Origin of the sequence: Streptomyces sp. NPDC020379 (assembly GCF_044387105.1) — a bacterium.
Taxonomy (GTDB): domain Bacteria; phylum Actinomycetota; class Actinomycetes; order Streptomycetales; family Streptomycetaceae; genus Streptomyces.
In genome coordinates this window covers 176,606-199,501 of the sequence record NZ_JBIRVR010000014.1, presented here as the reverse complement: position 1 = coordinate 199,501, position 22,896 = coordinate 176,606, and the positions used below count along the sequence as shown (strand labels likewise).

General features: G+C 73.9%; 20 protein-coding genes. 9 read left to right on the top strand and 11 right to left on the bottom strand.

The window, feature by feature from the left end; genetic code table 11:
* Positions 1-137 precede the first annotated feature (137 nt).
* A complete protein-coding gene (locus tag ACH427_RS20035; RefSeq protein ID WP_398870854.1) occupies positions 138-848 on the bottom strand; it encodes a 3'-5' exonuclease in 711 nt (236 codons plus the stop codon).
* Positions 849-961: 113 nt separating this feature from the next.
* A complete protein-coding gene (locus ACH427_RS20030; protein ID WP_398870852.1) occupies positions 962-2,200 on the bottom strand; it encodes an SAV2148 family HEPN domain-containing protein in 1,239 nt (412 codons plus the stop codon).
* Positions 2,201-2,657: 457 nt separating this feature from the next.
* Between ACH427_RS20030 and glgX the strand changes: the two genes are divergently transcribed.
* The 4 genes from glgX (at position 2,658) to treZ (ending at position 10,207) form a co-directional block, all read left to right on the top strand.
* Positions 2,658-4,784 (top strand): glycogen debranching protein GlgX, encoded by a 2,127-nt coding sequence (gene glgX, locus ACH427_RS20025; protein WP_398870851.1) that lies wholly within the window; start codon positions 2,658-2,660, stop codon positions 4,782-4,784.
* A gap of 77 nt (positions 4,785-4,861) precedes the next feature.
* Positions 4,862-7,222 carry a malto-oligosyltrehalose synthase gene (gene treY / locus ACH427_RS20020; protein ID WP_398870850.1) on the top strand — a complete coding sequence of 787 codons (2,361 nt, stop codon included), beginning with the start codon at positions 4,862-4,864 and terminating at the stop codon, positions 7,220-7,222.
* Positions 7,223-7,331: 109 nt separating this feature from the next.
* Positions 7,332-8,243, top strand: coding sequence for a GNAT family N-acetyltransferase (locus tag ACH427_RS20015; RefSeq protein WP_398870848.1), 912 nt, complete (start codon positions 7,332-7,334; stop codon positions 8,241-8,243).
* A 158-nt stretch (positions 8,244-8,401) separates the two neighbouring features.
* Positions 8,402-10,207, top strand: coding sequence for a malto-oligosyltrehalose trehalohydrolase (gene treZ, locus ACH427_RS20010; RefSeq protein WP_398870846.1), 1,806 nt, complete (start codon positions 8,402-8,404; stop codon positions 10,205-10,207).
* A gap of 386 nt (positions 10,208-10,593) precedes the next feature.
* On the opposite strand, the gene msrB is transcribed toward treZ, so the two are convergent.
* From msrB to ACH427_RS19990, 4 genes are all read right to left on the bottom strand, one after another.
* The gene (gene msrB, locus ACH427_RS20005) at positions 10,594-11,001 is read right to left on the bottom strand and encodes a peptide-methionine (R)-S-oxide reductase MsrB (protein ID WP_398870845.1); all 408 of its coding nucleotides are present in this window, start codon (positions 10,999-11,001) and stop codon (positions 10,594-10,596) included.
* Between the two features lie 23 nt (positions 11,002-11,024).
* Positions 11,025-12,419 carry a UDP-N-acetylmuramate--L-alanine ligase gene (gene murC, locus ACH427_RS20000; RefSeq protein WP_398870843.1) on the bottom strand — a complete coding sequence of 465 codons (1,395 nt, stop codon included), beginning with the start codon at positions 12,417-12,419 and terminating at the stop codon, positions 11,025-11,027.
* A 92-nt stretch (positions 12,420-12,511) separates the two neighbouring features.
* A complete protein-coding gene (locus tag ACH427_RS19995; protein WP_398870842.1) occupies positions 12,512-13,141 on the bottom strand; it encodes a response regulator in 630 nt (209 codons plus the stop codon).
* Positions 13,138-14,421 (bottom strand): sensor histidine kinase, encoded by a 1,284-nt coding sequence (locus ACH427_RS19990; protein WP_398870841.1) that lies wholly within the window; start codon positions 14,419-14,421, stop codon positions 13,138-13,140. Before ACH427_RS19990 ends, ACH427_RS19995 begins: the two co-directional genes overlap by 4 nt.
* Before the next feature lie 173 nt (positions 14,422-14,594).
* On the opposite strand from ACH427_RS19990, the gene ACH427_RS19985 reads away from it, so the two are divergent.
* Complete coding sequence (locus ACH427_RS19985) at positions 14,595-15,659, top strand: ABC transporter permease (RefSeq protein WP_398870840.1); 1,065 nt, start codon at positions 14,595-14,597, stop codon at positions 15,657-15,659.
* Between the two features lie 20 nt (positions 15,660-15,679).
* Positions 15,680-16,342, top strand: a complete 663-nt coding sequence (locus tag ACH427_RS19980; protein WP_398870839.1) for an ABC transporter ATP-binding protein — start codon at positions 15,680-15,682, stop codon at positions 16,340-16,342.
* A 12-nt stretch (positions 16,343-16,354) separates the two neighbouring features.
* Here ACH427_RS19980 and ACH427_RS19975 read toward each other — a convergent pair whose 3' ends face one another.
* On the bottom strand, positions 16,355-16,846 hold the full coding sequence (locus ACH427_RS19975; protein WP_398870838.1) for an indole-3-glycerol phosphate synthase: 492 nt from the start codon (positions 16,844-16,846) through the stop codon (positions 16,355-16,357).
* A gap of 158 nt (positions 16,847-17,004) precedes the next feature.
* A complete protein-coding gene (locus ACH427_RS19970) occupies positions 17,005-17,805 on the bottom strand; it encodes a pyrimidine reductase family protein (RefSeq protein WP_398870837.1) in 801 nt (266 codons plus the stop codon).
* Positions 17,806-17,960: 155 nt separating this feature from the next.
* Here ACH427_RS19970 and zapE point away from each other — a divergent pair, with 155 nt between their 5' ends.
* Positions 17,961-19,034, top strand: coding sequence for a cell division protein ZapE (zapE, locus tag ACH427_RS19965; protein ID WP_398870875.1), 1,074 nt, complete (start codon positions 17,961-17,963; stop codon positions 19,032-19,034).
* A gap of 19 nt (positions 19,035-19,053) precedes the next feature.
* Here the strand turns inward: zapE and ACH427_RS19960 are convergent, their stop codons facing one another.
* The 3 genes from ACH427_RS19960 to ACH427_RS19950 are packed head-to-tail and all read right to left on the bottom strand — an operon-like array spanning position 19,054 to position 20,762.
* A complete protein-coding gene (locus tag ACH427_RS19960) occupies positions 19,054-19,203 on the bottom strand; it encodes a hypothetical protein (protein WP_398870876.1) in 150 nt (49 codons plus the stop codon).
* Between the two features lie 21 nt (positions 19,204-19,224).
* Positions 19,225-19,893, bottom strand: coding sequence for an ABC transporter (locus tag ACH427_RS19955; protein WP_398870836.1), 669 nt, complete (start codon positions 19,891-19,893; stop codon positions 19,225-19,227).
* Complete coding sequence (locus tag ACH427_RS19950; RefSeq protein ID WP_398870835.1) at positions 19,890-20,762, bottom strand: ATP-binding cassette domain-containing protein; 873 nt, start codon at positions 20,760-20,762, stop codon at positions 19,890-19,892. The genes ACH427_RS19955 and ACH427_RS19950 overlap by 4 nt, the downstream gene beginning before the upstream one ends.
* Before the next feature lie 24 nt (positions 20,763-20,786).
* Between ACH427_RS19950 and ACH427_RS19945 the strand changes: the two genes are divergently transcribed.
* Both ACH427_RS19945 and ACH427_RS19940 read left to right on the top strand, forming a co-directional pair.
* On the top strand, positions 20,787-21,563 hold the full coding sequence (locus ACH427_RS19945) for an aminoacyl-tRNA hydrolase (protein ID WP_398870834.1): 777 nt from the start codon (positions 20,787-20,789) through the stop codon (positions 21,561-21,563).
* Positions 21,564-21,609: 46 nt separating this feature from the next.
* The gene (locus ACH427_RS19940; RefSeq protein WP_398870833.1) at positions 21,610-22,884 is read left to right on the top strand and encodes a hypothetical protein; all 1,275 of its coding nucleotides are present in this window, start codon (positions 21,610-21,612) and stop codon (positions 22,882-22,884) included.
* Positions 22,885-22,896: the final 12 nt, after the last annotated feature.

The window sequence follows — 22,896 nt, the reverse complement described above, 5'->3', positions numbered from 1 at the left end:
ACGGTGGACGCGCACGTGGCCACCGAGAGCCGCGGGTTCAGGTCCGTCCGGCGATCGAGGACACCCCCGGCGCGGGCTGCTGACGGACCCGCGCCCGGCGACGGACCGCACAAGACGGCGGGGCAGCCGGTGCCGCGTCAGCGCAGCGGCCAGTGCGGGTCGACGGCCGCTTCGGGGTCGCCCTGGCGGCGGAGCCACTTCTCGTAGCCCGTGGCCCACTCCGCGTACCACCGCACCTGGTCGCCGTGGAGGGACCACAGCGAGGAGTCGGCTATGTGCGGATACCGCTCGGCGAGCGCGCAGGCCACCCGCACCGCCGCGAGCGCGTCCGCGCCCGCCTCGTGCGCGCCGTCGAGCACGACGCCGTACTCCCCGCAGACCGCTTCGAGGGTGCGCTTGCCCTTGCGGTAGCGGTCGACGGCGCGGTCCATCGTGTACGGATCGACGACCGGGCCGGTCTCCCGGCCCGCCGCCGCCTCCCCCAGGCGCTCGCCGAGCGGGCGCAGCCCGTGCCGCCGCAACTCCGCGGCCAGCAGGGAGAGGTCGAAGCAGGCGTTGTAGGCGACGACCGGCGCGCCGGCCGACCAGTGCGCGGCGAGGGTGTCCGCTATCTCCTCGACCACCTCGCGCGCCGGCCTGCCCAGCGCCGCGCGCTCGGTCGTGATGCCGTGCACGGCCGCGGCCTCGGCCGGGACGGGGACGCCGGGATCGGCGAGCCACTCCCGGCGGCCGATCGGCTCACCGCCCTTGGTCTCGACGACGGCCGCCGTGACGATCCTCGCCTCGGCCGGATCCGTGCCCGTGGTCTCCAGGTCGAAACCGATCAGCAGCTCCTGGTGCCACCCCATCGCGGTCCCCCTTCGTGGTGCTTCCCCCGACTGGTCCCCAGCGTCGCACGCACCACTGACAACGCCCCACCGGACCCGTGCGCCCCACAGGGCGTCATATCCCGTACAGGGGATCAGGACACAGGCCGCGAATCCACCCAAATGCTGTCGAATTCCTCGCGGTAGGTCTCGAAGAGCCCGTGCTCGGGTTCCCGGCCCTCGCGCACCACCTTGCCACCGCCGCGCAGCACCAGCACCGGCGCCTCCATGCCGCGTGCCTTGCGCAGGTACGACTGGACCACGGCGAGGCCGTCGGAGCCGTCGCCGTTGACGAGGTAGGCGGTGAAGCGCGGGGTCTCGTCGAAGACCCGGATCTCGAAGGCCGCGGTGTCCCGGAGCCGGTCCCGGACCCGGCGCATGTGCATGATGTTCATCTCGACGGACCGGCTCATCTCGCCCTTCTTGATGCCCAGTTCCCGCTCCCTGCGGCGCACGGCGCTGCTGGCGGGGTTGAGGAAGAGCAGCCGGGCGCGGCAGCCCGCCTCGGCGAGCCGGACCAGTCGCCTCCCCGAGTAGTTCTGCACGAGGAGGTTCAGACCTATGCCCACCGCGTCGAGGCGGCGGGCGCTGCCGAAGAGGTCCTCCACGGGCAGCTGGCGCTGGAGCCGCACCCGGTCGGGGTGGACGCCCACCACGTCGGCGTAGCGGTCGCCCACGATGTCCTCGACGGCGTCGACGGGCAGCCGGTCGCCCGACGGGCTGCCGGCGCCGTTGCCGCCGAGGATGGCCAGCAGCCGGGCCGAGGCCCGCTCGGCCTGGGCGAGTACGGTCTCGGAGAGCGCGCGGTTGCGGGAGACGACGTTGCGCGTCACCTCCAGCTCGTCCAGTGCCAGTTCGAGCTCGCGCCGGTCGTCGAGGTACGGCTCGAAGCACGGCCAGTGCTGGACGAGCAGCTCCCGCAGCTGAGGGAGGGTGAGGAAGCTCAGGACGTTGTCGTCGGCCGGGTCCAGCAGATAGCCCTTGCGGCGGCTCACCTCCCGGACCGCCACGGCCCGCTGGACCCACTCCTGCCCGGCCGGCCCGGCCGCGGCGACGACCCACTCGTCCTCGCCGTGCACCGGCTCGTAGACGGGCCGCAGCACGGCGGCGACGACGGCGCGCAGCCGCTGCTCCACCAGGTTCAGCCAGATGTACGCCCGGCCGGCCCGCCGGGCGCGGGTGCGGACCTCGCCCCAGGCCTCCGCGTCCCAGTCCAGGGCGGCCCCGATCTCCACGGGACGCGCCAAGGACACCGCGCCGGGTGGTGTGTCGGCCGAACCGTCAACCCCGGGATTGCCGTCCCCAGGGGGCAGCTCCAGCCCGCCCGAGCTCACCAGTGCACCGCCTTCCGCCCCCGTCCAACGATCAAGGCAGACTACTGCGCGGGCGGGAGGCGCCGCACCCGGACACGGGCGGCCCCTGGCCAACTCTCCAGCGCCGGGTGGGCGTTGCGAGCCGCCCGCGCGGCAGGAGTGAGCCGTTTCATAGCCGCCGGGGGCCCGCTCTCGCCCCGACGCGTCCCGATACGTCCCGGATGCCCCCGGCCGGCGGGCCGTGCTCCAGAACCGGCCATCGCGGGTCCGATACCGGCCGGTCACCCGGTTGGGCGAGCCGAAGAGAGCCGTGACCGCGCTCCTTTTGGGGAAGATCTGGCGAAAGGGCGGCTCGGCGGCCACGGTTGGGCGAGGATGCCGGTTCGGCTCCGCACCGGAGCCCATGGCGGATCCATGGCAGGCTCGTGCCGCCCGCGCGGAGCCCGAAGAACCGTCAGAAAAGTGGAAGAGTCGACTCATGCAGGTCTGGCCGGGACAGGCGTACCCCCTCGGCGCCACGTACGACGGCGCCGGAACCAACTTCGCGGTCTTCTCCGAGGCCGCCGAGCGGATCGAGTTGTGCCTGCTGCACGACGACGGTTCGGAGACGGCTGTGGAGCTGCGCGAGAGCGACGCGTTCGTGCGCCACGCCTATCTGCCGGGCATCATGCCGGGCCAGCGGTACGGCTTCCGGGCGCACGGCCCGTACGACCCGGGCCGCGGCCTGCGGTGCAACTCCGCCAAGCTGCTGCTCGACCCCTACGCGCGGGCGGTGAGCGGCGCCGTCGACTGGGGCGAGGCGGTCTACGGCTATCCCTTCGGGCGGCCGGAGAAGCGCAACGACATGGACTCCGCCCCGCACATGATGACCTCGGTCGTGGTCAATCCGTACTTCGACTGGGGCGACGACCGGCCGCCGCGCACCGACTACCACCGGACGGTCATCTACGAGGCCCACGTCAAGGGCCTGACGATGTGCCACCCGGCGCTGCCGGAGGAGATCCGCGGCACATACGCGGCGCTGGCCCATCCGGCCGTCATCGAGCATCTGACGGAGCTGGGGGTCACCGCCATCGAGCTGATGCCGGTCCATCAGTTCGTCAACGACCACCGGCTTTCGGACACGGGGCTCGCCAACTACTGGGGCTACAACACCATCGGCTTCTTCGCCCCGCACAACGCCTACGCCTCCTGGGGCGACCGGGGACAGCAGGTGCTGGAGTTCAAGTCGGCGGTGCGGGCGCTGCACGAGGCGGGCATCGAGGTCATCCTCGACGTGGTCTACAACCACACGGCCGAGGGCAACCACCTGGGGCCCACGCTCTCCTTCCGCGGGCTGGACAACGCCTCGTACTACCGCCTCGCGGACGACCCGCGCTACTACATGGACACCACCGGCACCGGCAATTCCCTGCTGATGCGCAGCCCGCACGTGCTCCAGCTCATCATGGACAGCCTGCGCTACTGGGTGACCGAGATGCGGGTGGACGGTTTCCGCTTCGATCTGGCGGCGACGCTCGCCCGGCAGTTCCACGAGGTGGACCGGCTGTCGTCGTTCTTCGACCTCGTGCAGCAGGACCCTGTCGTCAGCCAGGTGAAGCTGATCGCCGAGCCGTGGGACGTCGGGGAGGGCGGCTATCAGGTCGGGAACTTCCCTCCCCTGTGGGCCGAGTGGAACGGGAAATTCCGGGACACCTCCCGGGATCTGTGGCGCGGTGAGCCCGCCACCCTGGCGGAGTTCGGCTCCCGGCTGACGGGATCGTCCGACCTCTATCAGGGCGACGGCAGGCGGCCGCTGGCCTCCATCAACTTCGTCACCTGTCACGACGGCTTCACCCTGCACGACCTGGTGGCCTACAACGACAAGCACAACGAGGCCAACGGCGAGCAGAACCGGGACGGCGAGAGCCACAACCGCTCCTGGAACTGCGGGGCCGAGGGCGACACCGACGACCCCGGGGTGCTCGCCCTGCGCGAGCGGCAGATGCGGAACTTCATCGCCACCCTCCTGGTCTCCCAGGGCGTGCCGATGCTCAGCCACGGGGACGAGTTCGCGCGCACCCAGCAGGGCAACAACAACGCGTACTGCCAGGACAACGAGATCTCCTGGGTGCGCTGGCCGGACGCCTCCGACGGCTCCGGCGAGCGGGCGCGCCGGATGCTCGCCTTCACCCGCGCCATGGTCTGGCTCCGCCGCGACCACCCCGTCTTCCGGCGCCGCCGCTTCTTCCACGGCCGCCCGGTGCAGGGCACGCACGACGAGCTCTCCGACATCGCGTGGTTCACCCATGAGGGTGAGGAGATGCGGGACGAGGACTGGCACGCGTCCCACGCGAAGTCGCTGACGGTCTTCCTCAACGGCAGCGCGATCTCCGAACCCGGCCCCCGCGGCGAGCCGGTCACCGACGACTCGTTCCTGCTGATGTTCAACGCGCATGACGAACCGCTGGATTTCGTCGTGCCGGTCAACCACGGCAGACAGTGGCAGATCGTGGTCGACACGGCCCGGCCGGAGGGCGTCGCGACGGACGGGCCGAAGGTCCGCGCGGGGGACAGCCTGACGCTGACGGACCGCAGCCTGACCGTCCTGCAACGGCCCGCGTAGTCCGGGGCCGGGGCGCAGCCCGGCGACATGGCGTAGTCCGTGCGGCATGGGCCGCCGTTGTGGGTACGTACGTTCCCATGATGCGAGAGAGCGCAGCGCCGACCGCCACCTACCGGCTCCAGCTCCAGCCGGACTTCCCCTTCCGCGCCGCCGAGCGGGCGGTGCCCCGGCTCGCCGGCCTCGGGGTGTCCCATCTGCATCTGTCACCCGTGCTGGAGGCCGTGCCCGGCTCCGGGCACGGCTACGACGTCGTGGACCACTCGGCCGTACGGGCGGAGCTCGGCGGCGAGGAGGGGCTGCGCGCCCTCTCCCGCACCGCGCGGTCGCACGGGCTCGGCCTGATCCTCGACATCGTCCCCAACCACATGGCGGTGCCCACGCCCGCGCGGCTGAACGGCCCGCTGTGGGAGGTCCTGCGGGACGGACCGGCCTCCCCGTACGCGCGCTGGTTCGACATCGACTGGTCCGAGCACGGCGGCAAGGTGCTGCTGCCCGTGCTGGCCGGGCGGCTCGGCGACGAGCTGGAGCGCCTGAGGGTGGCGGACGGCGTGCTGCGGTACGGCGACCACGCCTTCCCGCTGCGGCCCGGCACCGAACGGCTGCCGCTGCCCGAGCTCCTGGACGCGCAGTGGTACCGGCCCGCCTGGTGGCGGCTGGCCCGCACCGAACTGAACTACCGGCGCTTCTTCACCGTCTCCGAGCTGATCGCCGTCCGGGTGGAGGATCCGGAGGTGTTCGCCGCCACCCACGCCAAGGTGCTGGAACTGATGCGCGACGGGGTGATCGACGGGCTCCGCGTGGACCACCCCGACGGCCTCGCGGACCCGGCCGGCTACCTCCGCCGCCTCGCCACGGCCACGGAGGGGCGGTGGACGGTCGTCGAGAAGATCCTCAGCGGTGACGAACGGCTGCCCGCCGACTGGCCCGTCGCCGGAACGACCGGCTACGACGCCCTGCGCCACCTCGACGGCCTGTTCGTCGACCCCGAGGGGGCCGCGGAGCTCGGCGCGCTCTACCGCGCGTTCACCGGCCTGCCGCCGGACCGCGGCGGCGACTGGCCCGCGACGGTGCGGCGCGCCGCCTACCGGGTGATCACCCATGAGCTCGCGGCGGAGGTCGAGCGGCTGGTGCGCACCGCCGTCCGCGTCTGCGAGAGCGCGCACCGGCTGCGCGACCACGCCCCCTGGGCCCTGCGCACCGCCCTGCGCGAGATCCTCGTCAGGCTGCCCGTCTACCGCCCCTACGCCCGCCCCGGCGGCCCCGCCGCGCCCGTCGACGCGGTGCTGCTCGACGAGGCCGCCCAGGGGGCGCGTACGGCCTTCGCCCTCCCCGAGGAGGCCCAGGTGGTCGAGGTCGTGCGGGACGCGGCGCTCGGCCGCCTCGGGGACGGACCGGACCAGCGCGACTTCTGCGCCCGGTTCGCGCAGACCGCGTCCGCCCTGCGGGCCAAGTCGGTGGAGGACACCGCCTTCTACCGCTACGCCCCGCTGCTGTCGGCCACGGAGGTCGGCGGCACGCCCGACCGGCCCGCGGTCGCCCCCGCGGACTTCCACGCCTACTGCGCCCGGCTCCAGCGCGACTGGCCCGCCACGGGCACCGTCCTGTCCACGCACGACACCAAGCGCAGCGCCGACGTGCGGGCCCGGATCGCCGCACTGAGCGAACACCCGCGCCTGTGGGCCGATCTGACGGCCCGCCTGGCCGCCGGCCCGGCGCCCGACCCGCAGGTCGCGTGGGTGGCCTGGCAGAGCGCGTTCGGGCTGGGCACCCCCGACGCCGGGCGGCTCGTCCCCGCGGTGCTCAAGAGCGTCCGGGAGGCCGCGCTGCGCACGACGTGGACCGAGCCGGACGCCGCGTACGAGGAGGCCGTGCGCGCCTACGTCACCGCGGGCCCCGGCGGCGCCCGGCACGCCGCCGTGCTCGCGCCGCTGGAGGAGGCCACCGGGCCGTCCGTGCGGGCCAACACGCTGGGCGCGGCCCTGCTGCACCTGACGATGCCGGGCGTGCCGGATCTCTACATGGGCACCGAGCGGACGTACGCCGCGCTGGTCGACCCGGACAACCGGCGCCCGCCGTCCTTCCCCGACGAGGAACCCACCGGCCTGTCCGCCGAGAAGCTGCACGTGACACGCACCGCCCTGCGGCTGCGGCGCGCGCACCCCGAATGGTTCGGCGCCGCCGCCTCGTACGACCCCCTGCCGGCCCTCGGCGAGGCCGCCGGCCACTGCACGGCCTTCGCCCGCTCCGGCGAGGCGGTCACCGCCGTCACCCGCCTCCCCGCCAGGCTGACCGCCGCGGGCGGCTGGCGGGACACGTCCCTGCAACTGCCGGGCACCGCCCCCTGGCGCGACCTGCTGACGGACCGGCTGCACGAGGGCCGGGTACCGCTGGCGGAGCTGCTGGACGACTGGCCGGTGGCCCTTCTCGTACGGGGGTGAGGGACGCGCGTGCGGTGCGTCAGCAGTGAACACTGGGGCCGGAAAAAGCGTTGGACGTGGTCATGATCACGCCTCTACCTTGCGGGGGCCGTCCATCGAAAGGGCACATATGACCGAGCTGGTCGTCCGCGCGCTCGCCGAGCACGAGACCTCTCTCTTCGCCTCTCTGCACGACCCCGGCCTCGTCGGCCGCGCCGCCTTCGGCCACACCTATGCGCCCGTCCACGAAGGCGGTGACTACCGCCCGGAGTGGACCTGGGTCGCCCTGCGCGACGGCGAGGTCGTGGCGCGTGCCGCCTGGTGGGGTGCGGCGACCGACGAGGTGCCCATGAAGCTCGACTGGTTCGACTTCGCCGAGGGCGAGGCGGAAGCGGGCGCCGAGCTGCTGCGTACGGCCCCACTGCGGTCGGAGTACAGCATCATGGTGCCGCCCGGCTGGCGCGACCGCCCGGAGATACGGGCCGCCGCCGAGGCCCGCGTCGCGGCGGCCCGGGCGGCGGGGATGCGGCCGCTGGTCGAGCGCTTCCGGTATGTGTGGACGAGCGAGTGCGGAGTGCCGGAGCGCCCCGGGCGGCTGGAGTTCCGGCCGGAGCCGGACGACGCCGTCGTGCGGGACGTGCTGCTGCGCGTCGTGGAGGGCACGCTCGACGCCCACGACCGCCGGATCCTCGACGAGTCCGGTCCGCCGGCGGCCGTCGAGGGCCTGCTCGGCTTCCTGAACTGGCTGCCCTCACCCCGCGCGTGGTGGAAGCTCGCCTTCACCCCGGACGGCGACCTGGTGGGCATCCAGATTCCCGCGCACAACCCCACCGGTCCGTGCGTGGGCTACATCGGCGTCGTGCCGGAGCAGCGCGGTCACGGCTACGCGTACGACCTGCTCGTCGAGTGCACCCACGACCTGGTGGCCGAGGGCGCGACCCGGATCGCCGCCGCGACGGACCAGGGCAACTTCCCGATGGCGGCCCAGTTCGCGAAGGCGGGCTATCCGGTCGCGCAGGAGCAGATCGACCTCGTCCCGTAGCCGGTTCCGGTCGTCCTCGCCGCCTGCGGCAGGGGAAGGCGGCCGGGGAGGAGAGGACACCTCCGCGCAACCGTGGCGCGGGACACACGGCCCGCACCGATACCGCTCGCCGCTGCCTGAGGGCACCATGGGCAGCACCGCCGTCGAGGGGAGCCGTAGTGCTGTTCGAGGTGTGGGCGCCGGAGGCCGGGCAGGTCGTGCTGTGCGCGGAGGGGCGTACGCGTGCGATGGAGCGCGATCCCGGCCGCGCCGGCTGGTGGCGGTGCGAGGCCCCGGCCGCCGGAGGGACGCGTTACGGCTTCGCCCTGGACGGCGGGCCGGTGCTGCCCGACCCCCGTTCGCGGCGCCAGCCGGACGGGCCCGACGGGCTCAGCGCCGTCGTCGACTTCGCCGCCTTCCCGGAGCCGGAGGAGTGGCCGGGCTTGCCGCTGCCCGGCGCGGTCCTCTACGAGCTGCACATCGGCACGTTCACCCGGGAGGGCACCTTCGACGCCGCCGCCGGGCGACTGCCGCATCTGGCGGACCTGGGCGTCACGCACGTGGAGCTGATGCCGGTCTGCCCCTTCCCGGGCACGCACGGCTGGGGATACGAGGGCGTGGCGCCGTGGGCGGTGCACGAGCCGTACGGCGGCCCGGCGGGGCTGCGGCGCTTCGTGGACGCGGCGCACCGGCACGGGCTCGGCGTGGTCCTCGACGTGGTGCACAACCACCTCGGGCCGTCCGGCAATCATCTGCCCGCGTTCGGCCCGTACTTCACCGACACCCACCACACGCCGTGGGGCGCGGCCGTCAACCTCGACGCGCCCGGCTCCGACGAGGTCCGCGCGTATCTGACGGGCAGCGCGCTGGCCTGGCTGCGGGACTACGGGCTCGACGGGCTGCGGCTGGACGCGGTGCACGCGCTGGCCGACACCCGGACCCCGCACTTCCTCGCCGAGCTGTCCGCCGCGGTGGACGGGCTGGGCGCGCGGCTGGGCCGGCCGCTGTTCCTGATCGCCGAGTCCGATCTCAACGACCCGGTCACCACGGCGCCGCGCGAGGCGGGCGGGCACGGGACGCACGCGCAGTGGAACGACGACTTCCACCACGCGCTGCACGCCGCGCTGACCGGCGAATCCCAGGGCTACTACGGGGACTTCGCCGCCGACCCGGCGTACGCGCTCACCAAGACGCTGACCGGAGGGTTCTTCCACGACGGCACGCTCTCCTCCTTCCGCGGCCGTCCCCACGGCCGGCCGCTGGAGCGGGGCACGGTGCCCGCGTACCGCCTCCTCGGCTACGCCCAGAACCACGACCAGATCGGCAACCGGGCGCTGGGCGACCGGCTGTCGGCCCGCCTCTCCCCCGGGCTGCTGGCCTGCGCGGCCGCGCTCGTGCTGTGCGGGCCGTTCACCCCGATGCTCTTCATGGGCGAGGAGTGGGGGGCCCGTACGCCGTGGCAGTTCTTCACCGACCACACGGATCCACAACTGGCCGAGGCCGTACGCACGGGGCGGCGGCGCGAGTTCGCCGCGCACGGCTGGGCGGCGGCCGACATCCCGGACCCCCAGGACCCGGCCACCCGCGACCGCTCCTGCCTGGACTGGACGGAGCCGGCCCGCGCCCCGCACACGGAACTGCTCGCCTGGCACCGGCGGCTGATCGCGCTGCGCCGCGACGAGCCGGCCCTGGCCCGGGCGCCGCTCGCGGCGACGGACGTCAGCGTCGCCGGTGACCTCACGACGGTGCTGCGCCGCGGGCCCCTGTGCGTCGCCGTCAACCCGACCGGAGCCCCGGCGGCGCTGCCCGTCGGGGCGGCCGAGGTGCTGGCGGCGTGGCGGCCGGTGGACCCGCCGGGTGCGGACGGCGTCCTGCGCCTGGCGCCCGAATCGGCGGCCGTGCTGCGGTACGGCCGGCCCCGCCCGCCGTCGCGGCGGGGCGAGGCCGGGGAGACGCCGGGAACAGGCGTATCCGTGCCTCGGTGAGCGCGAAGCCGGAGCGCCGGGTGCGGTGCGTCGCGCCGAGGGGACGATGAGCCACGCGCACGATGCTCAGGGCCCGGATGGGCACCCACACCTCCGACGAGGCCGTCAGAGGCGCCACCATGGCCACGTTCGTCCAGGACCTGATGAACCGGACCGAGCCGGAGGCCGCCTACTTCGGCACGACGGACGGAGGCCGCACCTGCGTGCTCGTCTTCGGCCTGGAGGACCCCTCGCGGCTGCCCGTCACGCTGGAGTCGCTCTTCCAAGGCATGGAGGCCGATGCCGAGGCGCACCCGGTGATGCTGCGACGACCTCAAGAAGGGCCTCTCGGCCCTCGGGAAGGGCTGAGCCCGGCGGAGCGGGCCACAGCGACGAGGTCCGGGGCCTCAGCTCTCCGCCGGCTCCAGCCGCAGCGAGATCGAGTTGATGCAGTAGCGCTGGTCCGTGGGCGTGGGGTAGCCCTCGCCCTCGAAGACGTGGCCCAGGTGGGAGCCGCAGCGTGCGCAGCGGACCTCGGTGCGGAGCATGCCGTGGGAGCGGTCCTCGATCAGTTCGACCGCGGAGGAGTCCTTCGGGTCGTAGAAGCTCGGCCAGCCGCAGTGGCTCGCGAACTTCTCCGTGGAGCGGAAGAGCTCCGCCCCGCAGGCCCGGCAGGAGTAGACGCCGTCCGTCGTGGTGTCGGTGTACTCACCACGGAAGGCGGGCTCCGTGCCGGCCTCACGGAGCACCTGGTACTCCGCGGGGGTCAGCTCCGCGCGCCACTGCTCGTCCGGCTTCTCGACCTCGTACGACATCTCGCCCCTCCCGGGCAGTTCGGTCAGCTCTCCAGGCGGGCCAGGATGCGCGGACCGAGGTCGGTCACATCGCCGGCGCCCATGGTGAGAACGAGATCGCCGGGCCGGGCCATTCCCGCGATCACGTCGGGCACGGCGGCCATGTCGTGCTCGGGGCGGACGTCGGCGCCCTTGGCGAGGGCCGCGTCGATGATCAGGGTGCTGGTGATGCCGGGGAGCGGGTCCTCGCGGGCGGGGTAGATGTCCAGCACGACGGAGGAGTCGGCCAGGGCCAGCGCCTCGCCCATCTCGGTGCCCAGCTCCTGGGTGCGGCTGAAGAGGTGCGGCTGGAAGACGACGAGGATGCGGGCGCCGTCGGCGGCGCCCCGGATGGCCTCCAGGTCGGCGGTCATCTCGGTCGGGTGGTGGGCGTAGGAGTCGATGACCTGCACGCCCTTCGCCTCGCCCTTGAGCTGGAGGCGGCGCTTGACGCCGGTGTACTTCCCGAGCGCGGAGGCGAGGTTGTGCAGCGGCAGGCCGAGGGCCACGCCCGCGGCGAGGGCGGCGACGGCGTTGTGCGCGTAGTGCCGGCCGGGGACGGAGACGGTGAAGGTGAGCATCTTGCCGTCGATGAGGACAGTGACCTCGCTGGTCAGACCGCGGGGGTTGACCTTGAGCACACGGACGTCGGCGTCCTCGGCCTCGCCGTAGGTGACGACCTCGATGTCATAGCGGCCGGAGACGCGCTCGGTCAGCTCGCGCGCGCCCGCCTGGTCGGCGGCGACGACGAGCGTGCCGCCCGGGCGGATCCGGCCGACGAAGGTGTCGAAGGATTCGTAGATCTCGTCCATCGACGCGTAGTTCGCGTGGTGGTCCAGCTCCACGTTGAGGATGATCGCGACCTCGGGCGCGTACTTGTGGAAGCTGCGGTCGCTCTCGTCCGCCTCCGCCACGAAGATCTCGCCCGCGCCGTGCCGGGCGTTGGAGCCCGGGGCGTCGAGGTCGCCGCCGATGGCGTACGACGGGTCGAGGCCGAGGGCGTCGAGGGAGACCGCGAGCATCGAGGTCGTGGTCGTCTTGCCGTGCGTGCCGGCGACGGCGATCGGGCGCAGGCCGTCCATCAGGGCCGCGAGCGCGTCGGAGCGGTGCACGACGGGGATGCCGCGCTCGGCGGCGGCCGCGAGCTCGGGGTTGTCGGCGCGGATGGCGCTGGAGACGACGACGCAGGTGGCGTCCTGCGCGAGGTGGTCCGCCGCGTGCCCGATGTGCACGGTGGCGCCGAGGGCGCGCAGGGCCTCGGCGGTCGCGGACTCCTTGGCGTCGCTGCCCGCGACGCGCGCGCCGCGCTGCGCGAGGATCTTCGCGATGCCCGACATGCCGGCGCCGCCGATGCCGATGAAGTGCGGTCGGTCCATCGTCGTGGGGACGGCCGGTGCCATGTGCGGTGCTCCCTGAGGTCTGGCTAGCTGAGTCTGAGGAGTGATTCTCGCACCCGCCGCCGACAGCGCGTCCCCCGGTTGCCCCATATTCGTCATACCGGGCGAATCAGGCCCTGGGCCAGGCCCGCCGCGATGGCCGCGGTGCGGCTGTCCACCCCGAGCTTGCCGTAGATGTGCACGAGGTGGGTCTTGACCGTGGCCTCGCTGATGAACAGCCGCCGGGAGATCTGCTTGTTGGCCAGGCCCTCGGCGAGCAGCCCGAGGATCTCGGCCTCCCGCGGCGAGAGGGCGGGCCGCCCCGCCCGGACGCGGCCGAGCAGGCGGGCGGCGACGGGCGGGGCCAGGACCGTCTCGCCGCGGGCGGCGGCGTGGACGGCGGCCGCCACGTCCTCGGGCGGCGCGTCCTTCAGGAGATAGCCGGTCGCCCCGGCCTCGACGGCGGCGAGGATGTCGGCGTCGGTGCTGTAGGTGGTCAGGATCAGCACGGCGGGCGGGTCGGGCAGGGCGGTGATGCGGCGGGTGGCCTCGACGCCGTGCATCCCGGCGCCCATCTGAAGGTCCATCAGGACCACGTCGGGCCGGACCCCGGCGTCGAGGAGGCGCAGCGCCTCCGCGCCGTCGCCCGCCTCGCCGACGGCGCTCACCTCGGGCAGCTCGTCGACCATGGCGCGCAGCCCGCGCCGGACGACGGGGTGGTCGTCGACCAGGAGTACGCGGATCACCGGGCACCCGCCTCCGCGGAGGCGTCCGGTACGGATGCCGGCGCGGGCAGCGTCACGGCCACGGCGGTGCCCTCGCCCGGCGCGGACTCCACCGTGAGCGTGCCGCCGAGCTCGGCGATGCGCTCGCGCATGCCGTGCAGGCCGAACGTCCTGCGTCCGTCGGCGGGGCCGTCGCCGGGGGTGAAGCCGACGCCGTCGTCGTAGACGTCGAGGGTGACCTGGCCGTCGAGGTAGGCGAGGGTCACGGCGGCGCGGTCGGCGCGCGCGTGGCGGACCACGTTGGCCAGGGCCTCCTGGGTGAGGCGCAGCAGGGCCACCTCGCTCTCGACGGGCAGCGCGCAGGGCTCGCCGTCGAGGTGGAAGGCGGCGGTGGGGAGGGCGCGCGCGGTGACGCGGCGCAGGGCCTCGGGCAGTGGCGCGTCCTCCAGGGCGGGCGGGGTGAGGGCCTGCACGAAGCGCCGGGCCTCGGCGAGGTTGTCGGACGCCGTACGGCCGACCTCGCGCATCCGGGCGCGGGCGGCGTCGGGAGCGGCGGTCTCGGCGGCGCGGGCGAGCAGGACGATGCTGGACAGGCCCTGCGCGAGAGTGTCGTGGATCTCGCGGGCGAGCCGCTGCCGTTCGGCGAGCCGCCCGGCCTCCCGCTGGGCAGCGGCCAGCTCGTCCCTGGTGCGTACGAGGTCGTCTATCAGGTGCTGCCTGTGGCGGCTCTCGCGGTAGAGCGCGGCGTAGCCGTAGGCGGTCAGGACGGCGACGGCGGCACCGGCGACCGGGCCGATCACCTTGGCGGCGGTGAGCCCGCCGGGCGCCGCCGCCTGGGCCGCCACGACCGCGCCGGTGGCGGCGGCGACGGCGGGCAGGGACCAGCGCGCGGGCAGGGCGTGCAGGAAGAGGAAGAAGAGCGGGAAGGCGACGTAGCTGAAGCCGTGGTCCATGCACAGGAGCACGAGCCACAGCGCGGTGACGGCGGTGAGCCACAGGCCGCCGCGGCGCGGGCGGGCGCTCCCCTCCCGGGGCCGTGCCCGGCGCACGGCTCCGGCGCCGTAGACGACGGCCAGCGCGATGCCGGGCGCGAGCAGCACCGCCGGCTTCGCCCCGACGGCGGCGGGGCCGAGGGCGACGGCGAGCAGCGCGTAGAAGGCGCCGTGCAGCGCGAGGGTCACCGTCCGCAGCCAGGGCGCGTCGGAGGCGGGGTGCTCGGGGTCCGTCGGCGCCGTCCCCCGCGGCGGTTCCGCGTGCGAGCGGGACGGCCTCGCGGGTGCGGGGCTGCTGGATCGGCTCACCCCATCGAGCGTACGGCTCCCTGGACGGGCCTCCGGCCGCGGGCCGTCAACCGTTCGATTGATTTCCGGGTGCGCCGGACGGATGGTGCGCGAACCGGTCCTTGCCCTGATGGCGGCGGGCGCCCGGTGCGGGAGCGTGGTGGGTGTCCTGATCAGGTCCCGGGAGGGTTCCGTTGTTCGTCGCGCTCCGTGACATCCGTTTCGCCCGAGGGCGGTTCGCCCTCATGGGCTCGGTCGTCATGCTCATCACCACGCTGGTGGTCTTTCTCTACGGCCTGACCGACGGGCTGGCCCGCGAGGCCACCTCGGCCGTCGCGGGCCTGCCCGCCGACCGGATCGTCTTCGGCGCGCCGCAGGGCGCCGAGCCGGAGGTGTCGTTCTCCGGCAGCAGCGTCGACGACGGGCAGCTCGCCGCGTGGCGCGGCGCGCCGGGGGTGACGTCCGCCGAGCCGTTCGGCGTCGCGATGACCCGGCTGACCACGGCGGGGAAGGCGACGTCGGTGAGCGCGTTCGGCGCCTCCGGGCGGCTGCTGCCGCCGCTGCTCTCCGGTGCCGCCCCCGGGGACGGCGCGGTGGCCGTCGGTGAGCGGCTGGCGCGCGCGACCGGTGTCCGGGTGGGTGACCGCGTCACCCTCGGCGCCGAGGAACTGACCGTCTCGGGCATCACCGCCGACCGGAGCCACGGGCATGCCCCCAGCGTGTGGACCACGCTCGGGGACTGGCGGCGGACGAGCCACCAGCAGCGGCCGACCGCGCTGGCCGTCAAGGGCTCCGGCGGCCCGGACGGCCCCGCCGCCCGCACCACCGAGGCCGTGAGGAAGGGGGCGGCGCTGGAGGGGATCGACGGATACGCGGCGGAGCACGGCACGCTCCAGCTGCTCCAGGGCTTCCTGTTCGTGGTGAGCGCGCTGGTGGTGGGGGCCTTCTTCACGGTGTGGACGGTGCAGCGGCGCCCCGATGTCGCGGTGCTCAAGGCGGTGGGCGCGAGCAGCGGTTATCTGGTGCGGGACGCCCTCGGGCAGGCGGCCGTCGTGCTGCTCGCCGGGGCCGCCCTGGGGGCGGCGGCGGGCGCGGGCGGCGGGGCGCTGGCCTCCGCCGCGGTGCCGTTCGAGCTGAGCGCCGCCACGGTGGCCGTGCCGGTGGGGGCGATGGTCCTGCTGGGGCTGGCCGGTTCCGCGCTCGCCGTACGCCGCATCACGTCCGTCGATCCACTGACCGCGCTGGGGGCCTCCCGATGAACCGCTCTTCCGTTCTGTCGATGGAAGCCGTGAAACTCACCTATCCGGATGGTGATCGCAGGCTGACGGCCCTCGACGACGTCTGCCTGGACGTGGCGCCCGGCGAGCTGGTGGCGGTCGCCGGGCCCTCCGGCTCGGGGAAGTCGAGCCTGCTGGCGGTGGCGGCGACCCTGCTGCGCCCTGACGCGGGCCGGGTGGTCCTGGCCGGGCGGGACACGGCCGCGATGAGCGGCAAGGAGCGTACGGCGCTGCGGCGCGAGCGGATCGGCATCGTCTTCCAGCAGGCGAATCTGCTGCCCTCCCTGACGGCCGAGGAGCAGCTGCTGGCCGTCGCGCACCTGCGGGGCGGGAGCGTGCGGGCGGCCCGGTCGCACGCCGCGGAGCTGCTGGAGTCCGTCGGTCTCGACGCGGCGAAGCGGCGCCGCCGCCCGCACCAGCTGTCCGGGGGCGAACGGCAGCGGGTGAACATCGCCCGCGCGCTGTCGGGCGGCCCGTCCGTCCTGCTGGTGGACGAGCCGACGTCGGCGCTGGATCACGAGCGGGGCGAGCGGATCGTGGAGCTGCTGGGTGAGGTGACCCGCCGGCATCGCACGGCGACGGTCCTGGTCACCCACGACCGGGCGCTGCTCGGCCGTGCGGACCGGGTGCTGTCGATGGCCGACGGGCGGCTGCGCGAGGGGTGAGCGGGCCCGGGGTCAGTGCTCTTCCGCGGCGGCCGTGTCCTCGTCGTTGTGGGCGTAGAGCTTGAGCACGGGCACGCCGACCTTGTGCCGGGCGCGGGAGGCCCAGTCCCGGTGGAAGAACTCCTCGACCAGGTGCGGGGCCGTCAGCACGATCACCTCGTCGGCGCGCGTCTGCTCGACGACGGACCGCAGCAGGTCGAGCGGGTGCCCTTCGACGAGCTGGCCGACGGCCTCGCACCCGGCGCCGCGCAGCAGCCGGAGCGAGTGTTCGAGGGCGAGCGCGGCGGGCCGCCGGGCCTCCTCCCCCTCGGGCTCGTCGGCCTCGTGGACCGCCTGCTCCAGCTCGCCGAGGGCGACGTCGTCGATGGCGCGCAGCAACCGGTCCTCGGCGCCTCTGGGCTGCATCAGGACGACGAAGGACATCTGGTCGTCGTGAAGGGTGGTGACGAAGTCGACGTCCGCGGCGGACAGCGGCTGCTCGATCATCAATACGCTCGTGAACACGGTGGGAGCCCTTCTCCTTCGTGGGCCACCGGGCCCAACAGAAACCATCCTGCGCGTGCCCCCCTGGGCCCGCCTGTTCTGATCACGTTCCCCTGCGGGTGCGTCTGACTCCATACTGCCCACCGAGAGGTAACCGGAGTGGAAAATTCCGCCGATTGTCAGATCCTTCGGTACCTCGTGAAGAGAAAACCCGCCTCCTCGAGGACCGAAGCCAGGGCGAATCGTTCCGGCACCGCCATCGGCGGCCCGTTCACAATGCGCGGCGAGGTGCCGGAAGCGACCAGCGGGGCCAGTGAGAGACACAGTTCGTCCAGTACCCCGGCGGAGGCGAACTGACCCAGCAGCAGCGGGCCGCCCTCCGTCAGCAGCCGCGTCAGGCCCCGCCCGGCCAGCACGGTCGGCACCCGGGCCGGGTCCACCCGGCGCCCCTCACCGGCCACGATCACCTCGGCGCCCGCCGCCCGCGCCGCCGCCACGCGGTCCGCGGGCGCCTCCTCGCCGGTCAGCAGGAGGGTGGGCACCAGCGGCTCGGTGAACAACGGAAGCGAGAAGTCCAGGTCGAGCCCGGCGCTCACGATCGCGATCACCGGCGCGGGCCCCTGTCCGAGCGCCGCGCGCCGCGCCGCGAAAGCCTCCCGGGCCCGTGCGGGCCGGTAGCCCTCCTGCCGTACGGTCTCCGCGCCCACGACCACGGCGTCGGCGAGCCCGCGCAGGGTGCCGAAGATCCGCATGTCGGCGTCGGAGGACAGTGGCTGCGAGCGCCCCTCGTGGTGGGCCGCGCCGTCGAGGGACGAGACCATGTTGGCCCGCAGCCAGGCGCCGGGGGCGTCGGGGTAGGCGTACGCCTCGGCGAGTTCGTCCAGATCCCAGGTGCGCTCCTCGGTCTCGGACGGCGAGGACAGCGAGGACGGGGCTGACAGGGCTGACGGGGCTGGAGGGAAGGGGAACAGGCGTCGCATAGGCCGCAGTGTGACATGCCTCGCCCTTCCGGTGGCCGGGGCGGGGCGGACAGCGACTACGCTGGACGGTTGTGTCAGCCTCCACCGCATCCACTTCCGGCGCGGCAGCTCCGGCAGCCTCGTCAGTCCCGGCCCCGGCCGACGCCTCCGGCCCGATAGCCGGGCAGGGCGCCGGTTCGCCGATCGCCCTGACCTCGCGCGCCCCGCACGTACCGGCGGACCGCCTGGTCGCCGAGATGGTGCCGCCGCCGCGCTTCGACGCGGTGCGCTTCGACACCTACATACCCGACGCCAAGCAGCCCAGCCAGGCCGAGGCCGTGCGCGTGCTCGAGGCCTTCGCCGCCGGGCTGGGCGGCGCGAGCGCGACGGGCGCCGGCCGCAAGCGCTGGTTCCGGCGCGAGGCGAAGCCCGCCGCCGACGGCCCGCGCGGCGTCTATCTCGACGGCGGCTACGGCGTCGGCAAGACCCACCTGCTGGCCTCCCTCTGGCACGCCACACCGGCCGCGCCGGAGCAGAAGGCGTTCGGCACCTTCGTGGAGCTGACCAACCTGGTCGGCGCGCTCGGCTTCCAGCAGACCGTGCAGACCCTCGGCGGGCACCGGCTGCTGTGCATCGACGAGTTCGAGCTGGACGACCCGGGCGACACGGTGCTCGTCTCCACCCTGCTGGGCAAGCTCGTGGACGCGGGCGTGGCGCTCGCCGCGACCTCCAACACGCTGCCGGGCAAGCTCGGTGAGGGCCGGTTCGCCGCCGCCGACTTCCTGCGCGAGATACAGGGCCTGTCCGCGCGCTTCCGGCCGCTGCGCATCGACGGCGAGGACTACCGCCACCGGGGCCTGCCGCAGGCGCCCGCCCCGTACAGCGACGACGTCGTCACCCGTACGGCGTACGCGACGCCGGGCGCCTCGCTCGACGACTTCCCCTCGCTGCTCGACCACCTCTCCAAGGTCCACCCGAGCCGTTACGGCGCCATGTGCGACTCGGTACAGGCGGTGTGCCTGACCGGCGTGGAGCCGGTGCCGGACCAGTCGACCGCCCTGCGGCTGGTGGTCCTCGCGGACCGGCTCTACGACCGCGAGGTGCCGGTGCTGGCCTCCGGCCGGCCGTTCGACGAGCTCTTCGGCGAGGACATGCTCAACGGCGGCTACCGCAAGAAATACTTCCGCGCGATATCCCGGCTGACCGCCCTGGCCCGCGACGCGAAGTCGCTGGCCGAGAAGGAGCGCTGACCGGCGGGCCGGAGTCCGGTCAGCCGGAGCAGGCCGTCCGCTGCGCCTCCTGCCACTCGCAGACGGGGCACAGCGTGATGCCGGGCCGGTCCGCCGGGTGCTCGGTGGGCCTGCCGCAGTGCACGCAGTCGGCGAAGCCGTCGTGCCCCTCGTCCTGGTGTGCGCTCATGCCCCCATGGTCCCCCATGCCTCACGCCCGCCGGGAGCTGAGCGCGCACGCCACGGCGACGGCCGCGGCCGTCGCCACCGCGGCGCCGGCGAGCGGCAGGAGACTGATGTGCACCGTGCCGTCGCGGGAGCCGGAGACCAGCCCCGTCACGACAGCGTTGGCGGGCGACACCCCCGCGAAGAGCACCAGGAACGCGGCGAGCACGGTGGACGGCACGGCCCACGCGGGGCTGCGCAGCAAGGGCCTGTTGCACAGGGCCCCGACGCCGGTGCCCAGGAGTGCGCACGCGACCGCGGCCACCGCCCCCTGCCCGGCCGCGGGCCACAGCGGGACGCGCACCTGGTGGTCGGAGCTGTGGGGATCGCTGATCCCGGCGACGACCGCGGTGGCGGCGAGGGCGAGCACCGTGGCGGCGGCCAGCGCGGTGAGCACCGCGGCCAGGTGCACGCGCCACGGCCCGGCCGCGGCGGCCGCGCAGTCCCGGGCGGCCGCGGGCTCGTTGGTCACGCACACCCGCACCAGCCAGGCGGCCACCGGCAGCAGGGCGGCCGAGGCGTAGCCGAAGGAGTCCAGCACCGGCTGTCCGGCCCGCACGCCGACGGCCATGAAGGCGGCGTAGAGCAGCAGCGGCGGGAGCCAGCGGTGCGAGCGCAGCAGCAGGGCGGCCTGATAGCGGAGCAGTGCGGTCATCGGACGGGCCCTCCTCGGCCGGTTCCGCGCGGGCGTTCGGGAGGCTCGGGCGTCACGGCGCGGATGTGCCAGGCGGGACGGGCGTCGAGCAGGGCCCGCAGGAGGGCGTCGGAGTGCGCGGCGGCGACGGTCAGCCGGACGCCCGCGGGCGGGGCGGGCGCCACGTCCGGCGCGCCCGGCAGGGCCGGTGGCAGCGGCGCGCCGGGCGGCCCTTCCGCCTCGACGCGGACGCGGGGGCCGCTGTCGGCGCGCTGCCGCCCCTCGACGGCGACCAGGCCCGCCGACTCCACGCGGTAGACCGCGTCCGGCTTCCCCGCCAGGCGCCGCGGGTCGTGGTCGACGAAGACGACCGTGCCCCCGGCGGCGACGCGCTCGGCGACCGCGCCGTCGAGCACGACGCGGGAGGCGCGGTCCAGCCCGGTCCACGCCTCGTCGAGGACCAGGAGCCCGGGCGCGGCGAGGAGGGCCTGGGCGACGGCGACCTTCTGGCTGGTGCCCTTGGACAGTTCGGACAGCGGGGTCCGCGCGTGTCCGCCCGCCCCGAAGCGCTCCAGCCACTCCCGGGCACCGTGCGCGGCCGCGGCGCGGTCCAGGCCGTGGACGCGGCCGAGGCCGGTGAGATAGCCGAGGGCGGTGAACGGCAGGGCCGCCGGGAACCGTTCGGGGACGTACGCCGTGCGCGGGCGGCCCGTGATCCGTCCCGCCGAGGGGGCGTCGAGGCCGGCGAACAGGCGCAGGAGCGTCGACTTGCCGCTGCCGTTGGTGCCCTCGACGCGCAGCAGCGCGCCCCGCGGCACGTCCAGATCGATGTCGCGCAGCACCCACGGGCCGCGCGCTCGGTAGCGGCGGCCGACCCCCCTGAGTCTCATGCGGTCACAGTAACGGCCTCTGCCATGCACCCATCAGGCTGCTGGCAGACTGTGCGGGTGACCAGTTCTGACACCGCTTCCGACACCGCGAACGCCGTCCCCGAGGAGCTCGGGGAGGCGGCGCGGGAGTTCGTCCTGCCGCTCGTCGTACGGATCGAGAAGGACGCTCCGCCGGACCGTACGGACGCCCTGGAGACCGCGGCGCGGGCGGTGCTCACACTGCTGTCGGACGAGCGGGCCCGGACGGTCGGCGGGACCGACGGCGAGTGGGCGCGGGCCGTGCGGGACTGGCAGGACTCCCGCATCCGCAAGGTGGTGCGGCGGGCGCGGGGCAAGGAGTGGCGCAAGGCGGCGGCGCTGCCGGGCATCACCGTGACCGGTGACCGCGCCGAGGTGCGCGTCTTCCCGCCCGTGCCGCTGGACGGCTGGCCCAAGGAGCTGGCGAGGCTCCAGGTGTCGGGCACCGAGCTGGACGAGCTCGCTCCCCCGGCGGCGCCGGGCGCCCGGGCCGCGGTGATGTGGCTGAACCCCGGCCTGGAGATGTCGGCGGGCAAGGCGATGGCGCAGGTCGGGCACGGCGCGCAGCTGACCTGGTGGATGCTGCCCGACGAGGAGCGCGAGGTCTGGCGGAAGAGCGGCTTCCCGCTCGCGGTGCGCACGGCGGGCGCGGAGCGCTGGGCGGAGCTGACGGCGAGCGGGCTGCCGGTGGTCCACGACGCCGGGTACACCGAGATCGCGCCCGGTTCCTGCACGGTGGTCGGGGACCACCCGGCCCTGCGGGGCCGCGTGAGCGACCTGTGATACTTACCGCCAGAACATCTGTTTACGGCGCCAGGGGGTAAGTACCTTGTCGAAAAGGACCTTGCGGGGCGGGACGGCTCTGGTCACCGCGAGCGCTGTCGCCGCCCTCGCCCTGGGGCTCTCGGGCTGCGACTCCAAGAGCGACGACGGCAAGAGCTCCCCCTCGTCCGCCTCCGCGCCCTCGAAGGACAAGGCGAAGAACGTCCCGGAGGCCGAGTCCGGGCCCAGCACAAAGCCCGAGGAGAAGTGGGACGGCAAGGTCCACGTCCTCGGTGACGGCTCGACCTCCGACACCGGTCCGCAGCCGGGCCGGGCGAAGGCGGAGAAGCTCAAGCCGGGCGAGAAGCCCCCGCAGTTCGTGGTGTTCTCCTGGGACGGCGCGCTGGAGGGCGACGACCACCAGCTCTCCCACTTCCGCGAGGTCGCCAAGGAGAACAACGCCCACATGACGTTCTTCCTGAGCGGCATGTATCTCCTGCCGAAGTCGAAGGCCACGCTGTACAAGCCCCCGCAGCACAAGCCCGGCGAGGCGGCGATCGACTTCGCCACCGACCCGCACATCAAGGACACCATCGAGCAGATACGCGGCGCCTGGCTGGACGGCAACGAGATAGGCACGCACTTCAACGGCCACTTCTGCGGCGCCAAGGGCGGCGGCGACTGGAGCCCGGCCGAGTGGAAGAGCGAGATCGAGCAGGCGTACTCCTTCGTGGAGAACTGGAAGACGAACACCGGCCTGAAGGACCTTCCCCCGCTGCCCTTCGACTACAAGAAGGAGCTGGTGGGCGGCCGCGCCCCCTGCCTCGAGGGGCAGAAGGCGCTGATACCGGCGGCGAAGGAGTTCGGCTGGCGGTACGACGCGAGCTCGCCCGGCGACTTCCAGATCTGGCCCTCCCGGATCCAGGGCATCTGGAACTTCCCGCTCCAGCTGCTGCCCTACCCGAAGAGCGAGAAGCAGGTCCTGTCGATGGACTTCAACTTCCTCTTCAACCAGTCCGGTGACAACACCAAGGGCGACCCCGCGAAGTACGCGGAGTGGCGGAAACTGACCCGCGACGGCTATCTGTACGGCTTCGAGCGGGTCTACAACGGCAGCCGGGCGCCGCTGTTCGTGGGCAACCACTTCGAGGACTGGAACGGCGGCATATACATGAAGGCCGTCGAGGACGTCGTGAAGTCGGTCTGCAAGCGGGACGGCGTCCGCTGTGTGTCGTTCAAGGAGCTCGCCGACTGGCTGGACGCGCAGGACCCGAAGGTGCTGGCGAAGCTGCGCGGACTGGACCCGGCGCAGGCTCCGGACTGGGCGACGTTCACCAAATAGGCATATGCCCCG